At 68.9% G+C, this 15,837-nt stretch carries 13 protein-coding genes; 11 read left to right on the plus strand and 2 right to left on the minus strand.

Annotated elements, in window-relative coordinates:
• Positions 1-29: 29 nt before the first annotated feature.
• The 3 genes from ACIA49_RS23925 to ACIA49_RS23935 are packed head-to-tail and all read left to right on the plus strand — an operon-like array spanning position 30 to position 2,480.
• Positions 30-752 (plus strand): ABC transporter ATP-binding protein, encoded by a 723-nt coding sequence (locus ACIA49_RS23925; protein WP_396379527.1) that lies wholly within the window; start codon positions 30-32, stop codon positions 750-752.
• Positions 749-1,534, plus strand: coding sequence for an ABC transporter permease (locus ACIA49_RS23930; RefSeq protein ID WP_396379528.1), 786 nt, complete (start codon positions 749-751; stop codon positions 1,532-1,534). Before ACIA49_RS23925 ends, ACIA49_RS23930 begins: the two co-directional genes overlap by 4 nt.
• Before the next feature lie 19 nt (positions 1,535-1,553).
• Positions 1,554-2,480, plus strand: coding sequence for a heme A synthase (locus ACIA49_RS23935; RefSeq protein WP_396379529.1), 927 nt, complete (start codon positions 1,554-1,556; stop codon positions 2,478-2,480).
• 170 nt (positions 2,481-2,650) lie between these two features.
• Here the strand turns inward: ACIA49_RS23935 and ACIA49_RS23940 are convergent, their stop codons facing one another.
• Both ACIA49_RS23940 and ACIA49_RS23945 read right to left on the minus strand, forming a co-directional pair.
• Positions 2,651-3,685, minus strand: a complete 1,035-nt coding sequence (locus ACIA49_RS23940; protein ID WP_396379530.1) for a ScyD/ScyE family protein — start codon at positions 3,683-3,685, stop codon at positions 2,651-2,653.
• Positions 3,686-4,199: 514 nt separating this feature from the next.
• Positions 4,200-5,171, minus strand: a complete 972-nt coding sequence (locus ACIA49_RS23945) for a heme o synthase (protein WP_396379531.1) — start codon at positions 5,169-5,171, stop codon at positions 4,200-4,202.
• A gap of 331 nt (positions 5,172-5,502) precedes the next feature.
• On the opposite strand from ACIA49_RS23945, the gene tkt reads away from it, so the two are divergent.
• From tkt to ACIA49_RS23985, 8 genes are all read left to right on the plus strand, one after another.
• Entirely contained in the window at positions 5,503-7,596 is a 2,094-nt protein-coding gene (gene tkt, locus ACIA49_RS23950) for a transketolase (protein WP_396379592.1), read from the plus strand.
• 38 nt (positions 7,597-7,634) lie between these two features.
• The gene (tal, locus tag ACIA49_RS23955) at positions 7,635-8,744 is read left to right on the plus strand and encodes a transaldolase (protein WP_396379532.1); all 1,110 of its coding nucleotides are present in this window, start codon (positions 7,635-7,637) and stop codon (positions 8,742-8,744) included.
• Positions 8,741-10,318 (plus strand): glucose-6-phosphate isomerase, encoded by a 1,578-nt coding sequence (locus tag ACIA49_RS23960; RefSeq protein ID WP_396379533.1) that lies wholly within the window; start codon positions 8,741-8,743, stop codon positions 10,316-10,318. Before tal ends, ACIA49_RS23960 begins: the two co-directional genes overlap by 4 nt.
• Before the next feature lie 22 nt (positions 10,319-10,340).
• Positions 10,341-11,891, plus strand: a complete 1,551-nt coding sequence (gene zwf, locus ACIA49_RS23965; RefSeq protein ID WP_396379534.1) for a glucose-6-phosphate dehydrogenase — start codon at positions 10,341-10,343, stop codon at positions 11,889-11,891.
• Positions 11,888-13,186, plus strand: coding sequence for a glucose-6-phosphate dehydrogenase assembly protein OpcA (locus ACIA49_RS23970; protein WP_396379535.1), 1,299 nt, complete (start codon positions 11,888-11,890; stop codon positions 13,184-13,186). The genes zwf and ACIA49_RS23970 overlap by 4 nt, the downstream gene beginning before the upstream one ends.
• The gene (pgl, locus tag ACIA49_RS23975; RefSeq protein ID WP_396379536.1) at positions 13,183-13,950 is read left to right on the plus strand and encodes a 6-phosphogluconolactonase; all 768 of its coding nucleotides are present in this window, start codon (positions 13,183-13,185) and stop codon (positions 13,948-13,950) included. Before ACIA49_RS23970 ends, pgl begins: the two co-directional genes overlap by 4 nt.
• 585 nt (positions 13,951-14,535) lie before the next feature.
• On the plus strand, positions 14,536-15,363 hold the full coding sequence (locus tag ACIA49_RS23980; RefSeq protein WP_396379537.1) for an isocitrate lyase/phosphoenolpyruvate mutase family protein: 828 nt from the start codon (positions 14,536-14,538) through the stop codon (positions 15,361-15,363).
• An 84-nt stretch (positions 15,364-15,447) separates the two neighbouring features.
• The coding region (locus ACIA49_RS23985; protein WP_396379538.1) for a hypothetical protein at positions 15,448-15,837 on the plus strand (390 nt) is incomplete at its 3' end.

The raw sequence follows: 15,837 nt of genomic DNA on the forward strand, positions 1-15,837 counted from the left end.
ACGTCCGGGGGTTCTCTATGCTGCGGTTTGTGCCAGTCGCGGTGGAGATCGACAACCTCGTCGTGCGGTACGGCGAGAAGGCTGCGGTCGACGGGCTCACTCTCACCGTAACCGTCGGCGCCGTCACGTCCGTGCTCGGCCCCAACGGGGCCGGCAAGACGACGACCGTGGAGACCTGCGAGGGGTTCCGGCGACCGGACTCCGGCAGCGTCCGGGTGCTCGGGCTGGACCCGATCGCCGACCACGACGAGCTGATGCCACGGATCGGCGTGATGCTGCAGGACGGCGGCGCCTGGTCCGGGGTCCGCGCACTGGAGATGCTCCGGTACGTCGCCTCGCTGCACTCGCACCCGCTCGACATCAACGCGCTGGTGGAACGGCTCGACCTCGGTACGTGCGGCAAAACGCCGTACCGGCGGTTGTCAGGTGGCCAGAAGCAGCGGCTGTCGCTCGCGCTGGCGATCGTCGGGCGGCCGGAGATCGCGTTCCTGGACGAGCCGACGACCGGGCTCGACCCGCATGGACGGCGCGAGATCTGGCAGCTGATCCGGGACCTGCGGGATGACGGAGTGACCGTCGTACTGACGACGCACGCGATGGACGAGGCCGAGCAGCTGTCCGACCAGGTGCACGTGATGGCGGCCGGGAAGCTCATCGCCTCCGGTACGCCGGACGCGTTGACCGAGCATCACACGAAGTCGCTCGAGGACGTCTACCTCGAACTGACGGCACCGAAGCGAGAGAACTCATGACTGTGCCCGTGACGTACGCTCCGCAGCCGGGTAGTGCTCCCTGGTCGCGGAAGGTGCTCGCGCATACGCGGATGGAGTTCAAGCTGCTGATCCGCAACGGCGAGCAACTGCTCCTGGCGCTGGTCATCCCGCTCGGACTGCTCCTGCTGCTCGGCGCCACCGGCCTGGGCAACCGGCTGCCGCTAGGTGACGCCCGGCCGATCGACGACGCCGTACCGCGGGTGTTGGCGTTGGCTGTGTTGTCGTCGTCGTTCACCTCGCTGGCGATCGCCACCGGCTTCGAACGCCGGTACGGCGTGATCAAGCGGCTCGGCGCCTCTCCCCTGTCACGTGGTGGGCTGCTGGCGGGGAAGATCGGCGCGGTTCTGATCGTGCAGGTGATCCAGTTCGCCGTACTGATCGGCGCTGGGTTCGCACTCGGCTGGAAGCCGGCCGGCGGCGCGAACGCGGTGGTCGGCGTCGTACTGACTGTTCTCTGCGGTACGGCGGCCTTCGCGTCACTCGGTCTGTTGATGGCCGGCGTACTGCGGGCCGAGGCGACACTCGCGGCGGCGAACCTGCTCTATCTGCTGCTACTCGTGGGTGGTGCGGTGATGACGCCAGTGGACGAGTACCCCGAGGGAATGCAGAGCGTCGTCCGGCTGCTGCCCAGCGCGGCCCTGGCCAACGGACTGTCGAACTCCACCGTCCACGGCATCGTGCCCTGGGCCGCAGCACTATCACTCGCTCTGTGGGCCGGAGTCCTGGGCTACCTGGTCTCCCGAACCTTCCGATGGGACTGACCTTTAGAGTGTGCCGGTGATGACGACCGAGACCCCGCCCCAAGAGACTGAACCAGTCGGCCGGTTCTGGCGCCTGGTGCCCGAGCCGAGCCTGGACGCGGTCCGGCGCTGGGGCTGGGCTTCGGTGATCGTCAACATCGGCATCGTCATCACCGGTGGACTCGTCCGGCTGACCGGCTCCGGGCTCGGCTGCCCGACCTGGCCGTCCTGCACGGACTCGTCGTACGTGCCGCATGCCGCGCTCGGCATCCACGGCGCGATCGAGTTCGGCAACCGGATGCTCGGGTTCGTGGTCGCGCTGGTGGCGATCGGTACCTGGCTGGCCGTGATGCGGTACCGGCCGATCCGCCGGGACCTGCGTCGGCTGGCGACCGCGGCCGCTCTCGGTGTCCCGCTGCAGGCGGTCATCGGTGGGATCAGCGTGCTCACCGGGCTCAACCCGTGGATCGTGTCGGCGCACTTCTTGGTGTCGCCGATCATCATCACGCTCACCGTGTCGATGATGCGCCGGTCGCGGACGAGCCCTTACCCGCACACTCCCCCGGTCGTCCGTGCACTCGCGACGGCGTCCGTGGTGGCGGTCTGGCTGACGGTTGCCCTCGGCACCTTGGTGACCGGTGCGGGTCCCCACTCGGGTGACCCGGACACCGGGCGGAACGGGTTCGACGAAGAACTCATCAGCCAGCTGCACGCCGACGTGGTGTTCGGCCTGGTCGGCATCACGATCGCCCTGGTCATCGCGACTCGCGTAACCGCCACGTCCCGCACCCTCCGGAAGCTGGCCGCCTGGCTATTCGCCGCTGAGCTCCTGCAGGGTGCGGTCGGGTTCACCCAGTACTTCACCCACCTCCCCTGGGTCCTCGTCCTGATCCACATGGCCTTCGCCGCCCTCCTCATCGCCCTGGTAACCGCCGTCTACGGCGAACGCGGCACCCCCGCCACCTAACCCCACGCACATTGCCAACGTCCGAAAAACCGAAGAGCCCGCCTCCGATCCTTCGGACGTTAACTCCGCCACCCCCTCAACGTCCGAAAAACCGAAGTGCCCGTCTCCGGATCTTCGGACGTTACCGGGCAACGCACGTCACGGGCCTCAGGCACAGAGCGAGAGGTTGACTACCTCACCTTGTAGACGGCGCCGGGGCCGAAGACCGGGGACGAGACGTAGAGGTCGCCCCAGCGGTTGTAGGCGACGCCACCGGGCAGGTTGAGCTTGCCTCGGGCAAGCTCCTTGCGGTGACCCCACTTGTCCTGCACGATCAGCGAGCCGATCGGTGAACCGCCCATCTCGAACTTCAGCCAGCTGTCCCGCGCCAGCTGGGCCACGGCGAGCTTGCCGTGCGGGCCGCCGGCGAGGTCGACGATCGAGGTGTAGCCGTCGGCGTACCGCTTGCAGTTGCCCTTGTGCGGCTTGGCGGGATCGCAGACCGCGTTCACCGAGCCGGGTTTGATCCGCCAGATCTCGGACGTGCCTGGCGTGGCCGGGAAGCCGCGGAGCTCACCGACGTACCAGTAGCCGTCCGATCCGACCGTGACCGAGGTCGCGACGGCTTCGGCGAGGAACGGCGTACCGGCCGGCGGTGCTTCGGATCCCAGGCCCGCTGGGGTTTTGACCAGCCGCGGCTTCAGCCGGGCAACGGTCTTGATCTTGCCGTTCGGCCAGACGCGGAGCAGATCGTTGTTCGCGGCATCGGACACCAGGACCGTCCCGTCGCGCAGCGCCGCCACACCGAACGGGTTCGTCTCAGTCGGTGAGTCGGCCTGGTTGTACGGGTCCGGGTCATGCGCCTGGTACTTGGCGATGTCGGCAACCACGACCGGCGACTTGCCGGGCCGTAGCCGGTACAGGGTTGAGCTACCCGGAGTCGGCGGGGCCCCGGGCTCACCACCCGCGCCGGTCAGGGCGTACGTCGTACCCCAGGCGTTCGTGTCGATCGCCGGCGGGAACCCACCCGGTACCTGCCCGAGCTTCCAGCGCTTGTGACCATCGGTGGCGTAGACCGAGCCATCCGTGACGGCGTAGATCACCTTGTGCCCATACGTCGCCACACCCCGTGGACCGTCCAGATTGGTTGCCACAGGCCTCAGTACGCCGGTCGCCTCGGCTTGCCCGGCGACCAGCATCGACCCTGTCAGTGCCAGTGCTGCCATCGCAGCAATGCGTATTCGTGCGCCCACGTGCCTACCCCCTGGATCTGTGCCTCCCCAGACGCGGAGCCCCTCCACAGACCTCAACATCGCAACACCACAACCCCTTGTGGTCAAGGTCCCCAAGGGCAGAACTCTCCGTACCCACCCCGCCACACCCATGTTCACAGGACACCGCCTCCGGCGGCGACTCGTTCTTCCAGGCGCCTTCGGCGCACGTGGTGATGGTCGAAGGTGATCCCCCGGCCGACCGTGTGCCTGACCGCGACCGGGGCCGGTGCTCACCCGGATGGGTAGTGGGGTGCGGCGGCGACACACCAGCGTGCCGCCTACTCGGAGGAGGCTCTTGCTTGCCCGAACCACTCATCCCTCGGACCACGTGTAGTTCGAGGGACTACCCCTCCGCCATCACCACATCGCGCCGAAGGCGGTGTCCTTCAAGCGCTCATCCCCCGAACCACATCCCGGCCGAGGGACGACCTTCCACCATCACCGCTCCCGCCGGAGGCGGTGTCTTTTAGCGGAGGAGGGGGTCGATGGCTGCGGCGATGAAGAGGAGGGCGAGGTAGATGTTGGAGAAGTGGAAGAGCCGCATGGGGCGCAGGGCTGCTCCGTCGGCGCCGGTGTGGGCGCGGAGGAGGAGGGCTCGGGCTTCGCGGAGGAAGACGATGCCGAGGACGATCGCGGCGACCGGGTAGACGAAGCCGGTGTCAGCGACGGGCCAGAGGGCGATCGAGGTGAGGACCATGATGACCGAGTAGGCCATGATCTGCCGCGCGGTGGCGACCGGGGTCGCGACGACGGGGAGCATGGGGACGTCGACCGAGGCGTAGTCCTCGCGGTAGCGCATGGCGAGCGACCAGGTGTGCGGGGGCGTCCAGAAGAAGACGACGCCGAACAGGACGATCGGGGTCCAGGCCAGCTCGTTGGTGACCGCGGTCCAGCCGATCAGGGTCGGGAAGCAGCCGGCGATCCCGCCCCAGACGATGTTCTGCACCGTCCGGCGCTTCAGGATCATCGTGTAGCCGAAGACGTAGAACAGGTTCGCGGCCAGCGCGAGGCCGGACGACAGCCAGTTCACCAGGAAGCCGAGCTCGAGCGTGGCGAGCACGCCCAGGACGACACCGAAGAAGGTCGCCGAGCGCGGGCTGACCGCGTGCCGCGGGAGCGGTCGGCGGCGGGTGCGGCGCATCTGCTCGTCGATGTCGCGGTCCAGCACGCAGTTGATCGTGTTGGCGCTGCCGGAGGCGAGGATGCCGCCGATCAGGGTCCACGCGACGACCGCGAGCCCGGGGACTCCCCCGGCGGCCAGGAACATCACCGGAACGGTGGTGATGAGCAGCAGCTCGATGATGCGTGGCTTGGTCAGACCGACGTACGCCTTCACCACGTCGCGCACTGACGGGCCCACCAGGCTGGAAGGATCCGGCAGCGGCGTCGGGTACGACGTCGTCGCGGCTGGACGCGGGTCGACGGCCGTCACGAACACCTCGAACTCAGAAGGTTGACGCCGGGGTACCGGCGCTGACGGTTCGACAGTCTACGACGCCTCGTAGGAGGGCTCGACCACCCCCCGGGGGTGAGTCGGCGAATGTGATCTGACAGACCCTGGCCCGGACCGGGAACAACGGTGTTCACGTCCGAGTTGCTCATCTGTGAGACGCCTGAAACGTGCTGGCGAGTAGGCTCCTGACCGAACACCAGCACGGGTGTTGACAGCCATCGAGAGGAGCGCCGCCGGCGTGACGGAGAAGACCAGCCCCAAGCTTGAATGGACCGACCTCGACCAGCGTGCGGTCGACACCGTGCGGGTCCTGGCGATGGACGCCGTGGAGAAGGTCGGCAACGGCCACCCCGGTACGGCGATGAGCCTGGCGCCGGCGGCGTACCTGCTGTTCCAGAAGGTGATGCGGCACAACCCGGCCGACCCGCACTGGGCCGGTCGCGACCGCTTCGTCCTGTCGGCGGGACACTCGAGCCTGACGCTCTACATCCAGCTCTACCTGGCCGGCTTCGGCCTGGAGCTCGACGACCTGAAGTCGCTGCGCACCTGGGGCTCCAAGACCCCGGGCCACCCCGAGTACGAGCACACCCCCGGTGTCGAGACGACGACCGGTCCGCTCGGCCAGGGTGTCGGCAACGCGGTCGGGATGGCGATGGCCGCCCGCCGCGAGCGCGGTCTGTTCGACCCGGAGACCGCCAAGGGCGAGAGCCTGTTCGACCACGACGTCTACGTGATCGCCTCCGACGGTGACCTCGAGGAGGGCGTCTCGGCCGAGGCGTCGTCGCTGGCCGGTCACCAGAAGCTCGGCAACCTGACGGTGATCTACGACGCGAACAAGATCTCCATCGAGGACGACACCAACATCGCCTTCTCCGAGGACGTCAACGCGCGCTACGCGGCGTACGGGTGGCACGTCCAGGACGTCGACTGGACCAACGGCGGCGCGGGCTACGAGGAGAACGTCCAGGCCCTGTACGACGCGATCCAGGCGGCCAAGGCGGTCACGGACCAGCCGAGCTTCATCCGGCTGCACACGATCATCGGCTGGCCGGCCCCGAACAAGCAGAACACCGGCAAGATCCACGGTTCGGCGCTCGGCGCCGATGAGGTCGCCGCGACCAAGGAGGTCATGGGCTGGGACCCGGCCAAGACCTTCGACGTCGCCGCCGACGTGATCGCCCACACCCGCGAGGCCGTCGAGCGCGGTCAGGCGCTCGAGGACGAGTGGAACGCCGGCTTCGAGACCTGGAAGGCCGCTGCCCCGGAGCGCGCAGAGTTGTTCGCCCGCCTGGCCAAGCGTGAGCTGCCGGCCGGCTGGAAGGATGCGCTCCCGAGCTGGGAGGCCAGCGAGAAGGGTGTCGCCACCCGCGCCGCCTCGGGCGACGTACTGACGAAGCTCGCTCCGGAGCTGCCGGAGCTGTGGGGCGGTTCGGCTGACCTGGCCGGCTCGAACAACACCACCCCGAAGGGCCAGCCGTCCTTCATCCCGGCCGAGCACGCCACCAAGGAGTTCCAGGGCGACGAGTACGGCCGCGTCCTGCACTTCGGTATCCGTGAGCACGGCATGGGCTCGGTCCTGAACGGCATCGCGCTGCACGGCGGCACCCGTCCGTACGGCGGCACGTTCCTGGTCTTCTCCGACTACATGCGCCCGTCCGTGCGGCTGGCGGCACTCATGAAGCTGCCGGTCACCTACGTCTGGACGCACGACTCGATCGGCCTCGGCGAGGACGGCCCGACCCACCAGCCGATCGAGCACCTGTCGGCGCTGCGCGCGATCCCGGGTCTGGACGTCGTCCGTCCGGGTGATGCCAACGAGACGGCCGCTGCCTGGGAGACCATCCTCGAGCACACCGACCGCCCGGCGGCGCTCGCGCTGACCCGGCAGAACGTGCCGACCTTCCCGCGCGGCACCGACGGCTACGCCACCACGGAGAACGTGAAGAAGGGCGCCTACACGCTCCTCGACACCGACGGCACGCCGGACGTCGTACTGATCGGCACCGGATCCGAGCTGCAGATCGCCGTCGAGGCCCGCGCCAAGCTGGCCGACGAGGGCATCAAGGCCCGGGTCGTGTCGATGCCGTCGCGCGAGTGGTTCGACGAGCAGGACGACGCCTACCGCGAGACCGTCATCCCGGCCGATGTCCGGGCCCGGGTCTCGGTCGAGGCCGGCATCGCGCAGAGCTGGCACGCCGTCGTCGGCGACGCCGGCCGCAGCGTGAGCATCGAGCACTACGGCGCGTCCGCTGCCTACGAGACCTTGTACGACGAGTTCGGCATCACCACCGCCGCCGTCGTCCAGGCCGCGAAGGACAGCATCGCCACCGCCGCGCAGATCTCCGGCCCGGGGATCGCGCCCAAGCGTGCCGCCAGCGGTCCGGTCGGACCGGCCGACGTCTCCAACTGACACCTCACAACAGAAGATTCCGGAAGAAGGCATCGGACATGACTGATCGCTTGAAAGCACTCGCCGACGCGGGTGTCTCCATCTGGCTCGACGACCTGTCCAGGCTGCGGCTGACCAACGGCAGCCTGCAGGCCCTGATCGAGGACAAGCACGTCGTCGGGGTGACGACGAACCCGACCATCTTCGCCAAGGCCATCTCGGACGCCGACGCGTACGCCGAGACCGTCGGCAAGCTGGCCGCGCAGGGCATCTCGGTCGACGAGGCGATCCGGTTCATCACGACCAGCGACGTCCGTGACGCCGCCGACCTGTTCAAGCCGATCTACGACGACACCGACGGCCAGGACGGCCGGGTCTCGATCGAGGTCGAGCCGACGCTGGCGCACGACACCGCCAAGACGATCGAGCAGGCCAAGCAGCTGTGGGACATCGTCGGCCGCGAGAACGTCTTCGTGAAGATCCCCGCCACCAAGGAGGGCCTGGCCGCGATCACCGCGACGCTGGCCGCCGGCATCAGCGTGAACGTGACGCTGATCTTCTCCCTCGAGCGCTACAAGGCCGTCGCGGACGCGTTCCTGTCCGGCCTGGAGCAGGCGATCGAGAACGGTCACGACGTGACCAAGCTGGCCAGCGTGGCGTCGTTCTTCGTCAGCCGGGTGGACACCGAGGTCGACAAGCGCCTGGACGCCATCGGCACGGACGAGGCGAAGGCGCTCAAGGGCAAGGCCGCCGTCGCGAACGCGCGGCTCGCCTTCGAGGCGTACGAGGAGATCTTCGACACCGACCGCTGGCGCGAGATCGAGACCGTCGGCGCCAAGCCGCAGCGTCCGCTGTGGGCCTCGACCGGCGTCAAGGACCCGGCCTACTCCCCCACCCTGTACGTCGACAGCCTGGTCACCAAGGGCGTGGTCAACACGATGCCCGAGGCAACCATCAAGGCGACCGAGGAGCACAGCGAGTTCTCCGGGGACACCGTGCGCGGTAACTACGACGCCGACCGCAAGGTGATCGCGGACCTCGAGAAGCTGGGCATCTCGTACGACGAGGTCGTGCAGATCCTCGAGGACGAGGGCCTCGCGAAGTTCGACGCCTCCTGGGCCGAGCTGCAGGAGACCGTCGCGTCGGCCCTGAAGGGTGCGGCCAAGTGACTGGAGTAACGACCCACAACGGCGACTGGTCGGCCGTCGTCGACAAGCTCGTCGAGGAGAAGATCGCCTCCCGGATCGCCGCGAAGGATGCGACGATCTGGGGGCCGGACGCCGAGTCCGAGGCCTCCATCCGGCTCGGCTGGGTGGACCTGCACGAGACCTCGCGACCGCTGCTGGTCGAGATCGAGGCCCTGCAGGCCGACTTGCGGGCCGAGGGCATCGACCGCGTCGTCCTGTCCGGCATGGGCGGTTCGTCGCTGGCACCTGAGGTCATCACCCGTACGGCAGGGGTCGACCTCGTCGTCCTGGACTCGACCGACCCGAGCGTGGTCGGCCGGGCGCTGGCCGGTGACCTTTCCAAGACGGTTCTCGTCGTCTCCAGCAAGTCCGGTGGCACGGTCGAGACCGACAGCCACCGCCGGACGTTCGCGAAGGCGTTCACCGACGCCGGGATCGACGCGGCGTCGCGGATCGTGGTCGTCACCGACCCGGGTTCGCCGTTCGAGAAGCTGTCGGCCGACGAGGGCTACCGCAAGACGTTCCTCGCCGACCCGAACGTGGGCGGCCGCTACAGCGCGCTGACCGCGTTCGGTCTGGTGCCGTCCGGCCTCGCCGGTGCGGACATCGCCGACCTGCTCGACCAGGCTGCCGAGGCGGCTCCTGCGTTGCAGGCCGACTCGACGGACAACCCGGCACTGTGGCTGGGCGCCGTACTGGCTGCTTCCGAGGGCCGCGACAAGGCGATCATCACGGCCGACGGATCCGACATCGTCGGCTTCCCGGACTGGGCCGAGCAGTTGATTGCCGAGAGCACCGGAAAGCAGGGCACCGGCGTACTGCCGGTCGCCGTCGAGCTCGGTGCGCCGGAGCTGACCAGCGAGGCGACCGACCTGACGAACGCGTTGCTGGCCGGCAAGCCGACCAGCGGCGTACCGACGGCACTCACGTCGGGTTCGCTCGGCGGGCAGTTCCTGCTCTGGGAGGTCGCGACGGCGGTGGCCGGCTACCTGCTGGGCATCGACCCGTTCGACCAGCCGGACGTGGAGAGCGCGAAGAAGGCCGCCCGCGGTCTGCTCGACGCGCAGCCGGAGCCCGAGGAGGCCGCCTTCACCGACGGCGTCGTCGAGGTGCGTGGTTCCGAGGGTCTGCTGGACGGTGTCGACTCGCTCCAGGGCGCGGTTGACGCGCTGCTGGGCAAGCTCGACGAGGTCGGGTACGTCGCAGTGATGGCCTACCTGGACTCCGAGCGCGACGCCGACCTGATCGGGGTCCGCCCGGCGATCGCCGCGCAGACCGGTCGCCCGGTCACCTTCGGGTGGGGACCGCGGTTCCTGCACTCGACCGGTCAGTACCACAAGGGTGGTCACCCGGAGGGCGTCTTCCTCCAGATCACCGCGGCACACCCGGCCGATGTGGAGATCCCGGATCGCCCGTTCACTTTCGGTACGTTGATCACGGCGCAGGCTGCCGGTGACGCGACCGTGCTGGCCGATCGTGGCCGGCCGGTGCTGCGGCTCCACCTCACCGACCCGGCGAGCGGCGTACAGCAACTGCTTTCTCTGTTCGCGAAGTAAGTAACCAGGAGGATTGCGGCTGATGACCGCTGAGCTCGACGAAGGGCCGGTCGGCCCGGTGAACCCGCTGCGGGATCCCCAGGACCGGCGGCTCCCGCGGATCGCCGGGCCGTGCAGCCTGGTGATCTTCGGTGTCACGGGTGACCTGGCCCGCAAGAAGCTGATGCCGGCGGTCTACGACCTGGCGAACCGGGGGCTGCTGCCCCCGGGTTTCGCGCTGGTCGGGTTCGCCCGCCGCGACTTCACGAACCAGGACTTCGCGCAGATCGTGCACGACTCGGTGAAGGAGCACGCGCGGACGCCGTTCCGCGAGGAGGTCTGGCAGCAGCTTGCCGAGGGCTTCCGGTTCGTGCCCGGTGATCTCACCGACGACGAGGCGTTCAAACGGCTGCGCGAGACCGTGGACGAGCTGGACGTCAGCCGTGGGACGGGTGGCAACCACGCGTTCTACCTGTCCATCCCGCCAGGCCTGTTCCCGCAGGTCGTGCAGCAGTTGTCCGAGCACGGCCTCACCGAGGAGAAGCCAGGCTCGTGGCGGCGCGTCGTCATCGAGAAGCCGTTCGGCCACGACCTGCAGAGTGCTCGTGAGCTGAACCGCGTGGTCGAGTCGGTCTTCCCGCCCGAGGCGGTCTTCCGGATCGACCACTACCTGGGCAAGGAAACCGTCCAGAACATGCTGGCGCTGCGGTTCGCCAACGCGATGTTCGAGCCGGTCTGGAACAGCCACTACGTCGACCACGTCCAGATCACGATGGCCGAGGACATCGGCATCGGCGGCCGGGCCGGGTACTACGACGGCATCGGTGCAGCCCGCGACGTGATCCAGAACCACCTCCTCCAACTGCTCGCACTGGTCGCGATGGAGGAGCCGGTCAGCTTCGACGCGTGGTCGTTGCGGCAGGAGAAGAAGAAGGTGCTCGCGGCGGTCAAGCTGCCCGAGCGCCTCGACCTGCACACCGCCCGCGGTCAGTACGCCGCCGGCTGGGCCGGTGGCAGCAAGGTCAAGGGCTACCTGCAGGAGGACGGCATCCCGGCGCATTCCGCGACCGAGACCTTCGCCGCGATGCGGGTCGACGTGGACACCCGGCGCTGGGCCGGCGTCCCGTTCTACCTGCGCACCGGCAAGCGGCTCGGGCGCCGCGTGACCGAGGTCGCGGTGATGTTCAAGCGCGCACCGCACCTGCCGTTCACCAAGACCGAGACCGAGGAGCTGGGGCAGAACGCCCTGGTCCTGCGCATCCAGCCGGACGAAGGCATCACGATGCGCTTCGGCGCCAAGGTGCCCGGTACGTCGATGGAGATCCGCGACGTGAACATGGACTTCCAGTACGGCGGTTCCTTCACCGAATCGTCGCCGGAAGCCTATGAGCGGCTGATCCTGGACGTCCTGCTCGGCGACCCGCCGCTGTTCCCGCAGCACACCGAGGTCGAGCTGGGCTGGAAGATCCTCGACCCGGTCATCAACTACTGGGCCGAGCACGGCAAGCCGGAGCAGTACGCCTCCGGTGACTGGGGCCCGGACTCGGCGCACGAGATGCTCGCCCGCGACGGACGCAGCTGGAGGCGGCCATGATCATCGACCTCACCAACACGACGTCGAGCGAGATCGCGTCGGCGCTGCTGAAGGCCCGCCGGAGCGCGGGTTCGCCGGCCATGGGCATGGTCGGCACGATCGTGGTCGTCGTCGACGAGGCGTCGCACCACGACGCGATGAAGGCGGCCAACGAGGCCGGCCGTGAGCACCCGTCCCGTGTGCTGGTCGCGATTCTGCGGCCGGGGCGTGGAGCCGCGGGCCTCGATGCCGAGGTCCGCGTGGGCGAGGGCATTCCGGGTGAGGCTGTGCTGCTGCGGCTGCACGGTGAGCTCGCTCGGGTTCCCGAGTCCGTCATCACACCGTTGCTGCTGCCGGACTCCCCCGTCATCGTCTGGTGGCCGGGTGGCGGACCGAAGGTTCCGGCTGAGGACCCGCTGGGTCGTCTCGCCCGTCGCCGGGTGACCGACGCGGCGTCCGGCCGTCGCGCGACGGTGGACTTCACCGCGCGTGCCGAGGGCTATGCGCCGGGCGACACCGACTTCGCGTGGACGCGGCTCACGCCGTGGCGTGCGCTGATGGCGGCAGCTCTCGACCAGTACCCGACCAAGGTGCTGGCGGCTGAGGTCGTCTCGGCGAAGGGCAACCCGTCGGCGGACCTGATGGCGGCGTGGCTGCAGTGCCGGTTGGGGGTTCCGGTCGAGCACAAGAACTCGCGCGGCCCGGGCATCACCGCCGTACGGATGTTCACTGCGTCCGGTCCGATCGCATTGACCCGTCCGGATGGATCGGTGGCGACGTTCACCATCCCCGGTGCTCCGGATCGACCGGTCGCGCTCAAGCGTCGCACGCCGTCTGAGCTGTTGAGCGAGGAGTTGCGGCGCCTCGACCCGGACGACGTGTACGCGAAGACGCTGGCCTGCATGGTTGAGCGGGAGAAGATGCCCGCCTCGGCCAAGACGGTCAGCGACGCCGACCGCCGTTCGACCCAGGCCGCGGTGAGCCGGGCTGCCGCGAAGACGGCCGGAGTCGCCGGGAAGGCGGCGTCGGCCGAGCTCGAGGCGCACGCGGGTGGGAAGAAGGCGAGCGCGACCAAGAAGGCGGCGGTGTCGAGGAACGCCGCGGCGAAGAAGAGTACGGCCAAGAAGCCCACAGCGTCGAAGGCTTCCCGCTCGACCTCGTCCCGTTCGACCGGGGCCCGGTCGACGGTGGCGCGCTCGGCCACTGGCTCGACCGCGACCCGGTCGACGGCGAAGAAGACGGCCGCCAAGAAGACCGCGGTGAAGAAGACGGCCGCGAAGAAGACCGCGTCCAAGCGCGTGGCGGGCCGGTCATGAGCGGCCCGGAGCGCGAGGTCGAGTCCGAGCTGTTGATCCACCGCGACGCGTCGGCGCTGGCCAACGCGGTGGCGGCACGCTTCGTCACCGCGTTGGTCGATGCCCAGAGCAACGGCCGGGTCGCGGAGGTCGTGCTGACCGGCGGCCGGGTCGCGGCGGCGGTCTACAAGGCCGTGGCCGAGTCCCCCGCCAGCGCCACGATCGACTGGCAGCGGGTCGAGTTCTGGTGGGGCGACGAGCGGTTCCTGCCGCCCGGCGACCCCGAGCGCAACGAGACCCAGGCACGCGACGCACTGCTGAACCACGTGGACTTCGACCCGGCCCGCGTGCACCCGATGCCCGCGGACACCGGCCAGTCCCCCGAGGACGCCGCCGAGGCCTACGCGACCGAACTGGCCGCCACGATCTCCGCGCTCAGTGACGTCAAGGGCCGCGCCGTACCGGCATTCGATGTACTGATGCTCGGCGTCGGGCCCGACGGCCACGTGGCCTCGCTCTTCCCGGGCTACCCGCAGCTCGACGTCGTGGACGTCTCGGCAGTCGCCGTCCACGACTCCCCCAAGCCGCCGCCGACCCGCATCTCCCTCACGGTCCCGGCGCTCAACCGGTCCCGCGAGGTCTGGTTCGTCGTCTCCGGCGCGGACAAGGCCGAGGCGGTCGCCGAGGCCCTCAAGGAGACCAGCACCCTCCCGGCCTCCGCCCCCAAGGGCCGCAACCGCACCCTCTGGCTCCTAGACGAAGAAGCCGCCTCCCAAATCCAGTAACGCCGCTCACGCCGCCACGAGCGGCGTGAGACACCTGGCTATGGCCGGAGACCTGGTGCCACAGGTCTCCGGCCACCACTTCCTGTCTCCGGGCCCCACTGGTGGCCCGGGCACCCCATTCCTGTCTCCGGGCCCCACTGGTGGCGCGGGCACCCCACCCGACGGGCATCGCTTCGTCTGGTGGAAGTCGCTGCCGAGGCGGACCCTGCCCGCCCGCCGTCGCCCGGCCCCCGACCATTTCACCGGAGATCCCCTCAAGTTGACGCTTCTCTGCCCGTATTTTGAGGGGAGAACCGTCAAGGTGAAGGGAGATCCGCTCAAATCGCCACCGGTGGGTAGCAGGCGCAAGGCCCCGCACTTTGAGCCCCCTCAACCACTTCCCGTCGTTCGGATCGGTTGAACTGTGCTCAAGGTGGGAGGCGACGCGCACCTTGAGCACCCCTCGACCATCCGTGCGCCGCGAAGGCGGTTTAACCGTGCTCAAGGTCGGGTCAACGGGTGACCGGCGCGTGGCGGAACGATCGTTACGGCCGGGCGTTCGGGGACGTCTCGAGAACTGTCCGGGGGCGGTGACAGGATGCCGGTATGACTGGATTTCGGGAACTGCATGAGGCGCCGACCGGGTTCGTGATGCCGAACGCGTGGGATGCGGGGAGCGCCGTTCTCCTTGCGGCGGCGGGGTTTCCGGCGATCGCGACGACGAGTGCCGGGATCGCGTTCTCGCTTGCCAAGGGCGATCACACGCTGCCCGACGGGGCACCGAGCGTGTCGCGGGAGGACATGTTCGAGCGCATGCAGCAGATAGCGGCGGCGGTCGCCGTACCGGTGAGTGGTGATCTTGAGGATGGGTACGGCGCTTCGCCTGAGCGGGTGGCCGAGACCATCGTGCTGGCGCGTGAGGCGGGTCTGGTCGGCGGCAACATCGAGGACTATGACGGCCGCAACCTGTACGACGTCGCTCTCGCCGTCGACCGCATCGTCGCCGCGCGGGAGGCAGCCGGGCCTGACTTCGTCCTCACCGCCCGCACGGACGGCCAACTCATCAAGACACCCACGTCTCTTGCCGACTCCATCGACCGGGCCAACCGGTTCCGCGCGGCCGGCGCCGATTGCCTCTACATTCCTGGCGTCAACGACCTCGACACCATCACCACGATCGTCCGTGAGGTCGACGGCCCGGTGAACGTGGTGATCGGCCTCGGCTCCTCGACGCTGAACGTCCCAGACCTCCTCAAAGCGGGCGTCCAGCGGATCAGCCTCGGCGGCAGCATCGCGCGGGCGGCGCTGGGCTTCATCCGCCGCAGCGCCGAAGAACTCGCCGCCCACGGGACCATCACCTTCGCCCAGGACCAGATCCCCCAGAGCGAGCTGAACGAACTCTTCGCCCGTTCAACAGAATTGCGGGGTAACTGAAACGCGCGATTGAACAGGTCTCGCCGCGGGACGACGGTACTTCCTACGGTGGCGGGAAATTTCCGCCCCACAGGAGGTTCAACGATGCCAGGAAAGTTCTTAGTCGCGCTGGCGCTGGTCGCCACCGCCGTGACCACCAGCGCTGCTCCGATCGTGGTCACCGGTGCGCCGGCTCCGACCGGTGCGTTCCGAGGTTCGTACGGCGCGTTCGACGCTGAGCACGGGGCGCAGGCAGCCGCCGTCCGCGGAACGTCGATCACCGCGCACGGAACGTCGGTAGCCGGAGACGGTACGTCGGTCGCCGCGCATGGAACGTCGATCAGCGCGCACGCAACGTCGACCGTCATACACGGGACGTCGACCGTCGGACACGGCACCTCGACCGTCGGACACGGCACCTCGACCGTCGGACACGGCACCTCGACCGTCGGACACGGCACCTCGACCGTCGGACACGGCACCTCGACCGTCGGA

Origin of the sequence: Kribbella sp. NPDC051587 (assembly GCF_044453945.1) — a bacterium.
Classification (GTDB): domain Bacteria; phylum Actinomycetota; class Actinomycetes; order Propionibacteriales; family Kribbellaceae; genus Kribbella.

Excerpts from the sequence above, each read along its gene's own strand:
- ACIA49_RS23930 (WP_396379528.1), top strand. The coding sequence starts at position 749 with ATGACTGTGCCCGTGACGTACGCTCCGCAGCCGGGTAGTGCTCCCTGG.
- ACIA49_RS23935 (WP_396379529.1), top strand. The coding sequence starts at position 1,554 with ATGACGACCGAGACCCCGCCCCAAGAGACTGAACCAGTCGGCCGGTTC.
- ACIA49_RS23940 (WP_396379530.1), bottom strand. The coding sequence starts at position 3,685 with ATGGCAGCACTGGCACTGACAGGGTCGATGCTGGTCGCCGGGCAAGCC.
- tkt (WP_396379592.1), top strand. The coding sequence starts at position 5,503 with ATGGACGCCGTGGAGAAGGTCGGCAACGGCCACCCCGGTACGGCGATG.
- tal (WP_396379532.1), top strand. The coding sequence starts at position 7,635 with ATGACTGATCGCTTGAAAGCACTCGCCGACGCGGGTGTCTCCATCTGG.
- zwf (WP_396379534.1), top strand. The coding sequence starts at position 10,341 with ATGACCGCTGAGCTCGACGAAGGGCCGGTCGGCCCGGTGAACCCGCTG.
- ACIA49_RS23970 (WP_396379535.1), top strand. The coding sequence starts at position 11,888 with ATGATCATCGACCTCACCAACACGACGTCGAGCGAGATCGCGTCGGCG.
- pgl (WP_396379536.1), top strand. The coding sequence starts at position 13,183 with ATGAGCGGCCCGGAGCGCGAGGTCGAGTCCGAGCTGTTGATCCACCGC.
- ACIA49_RS23980 (WP_396379537.1), top strand. The coding sequence starts at position 14,536 with ATGACTGGATTTCGGGAACTGCATGAGGCGCCGACCGGGTTCGTGATG.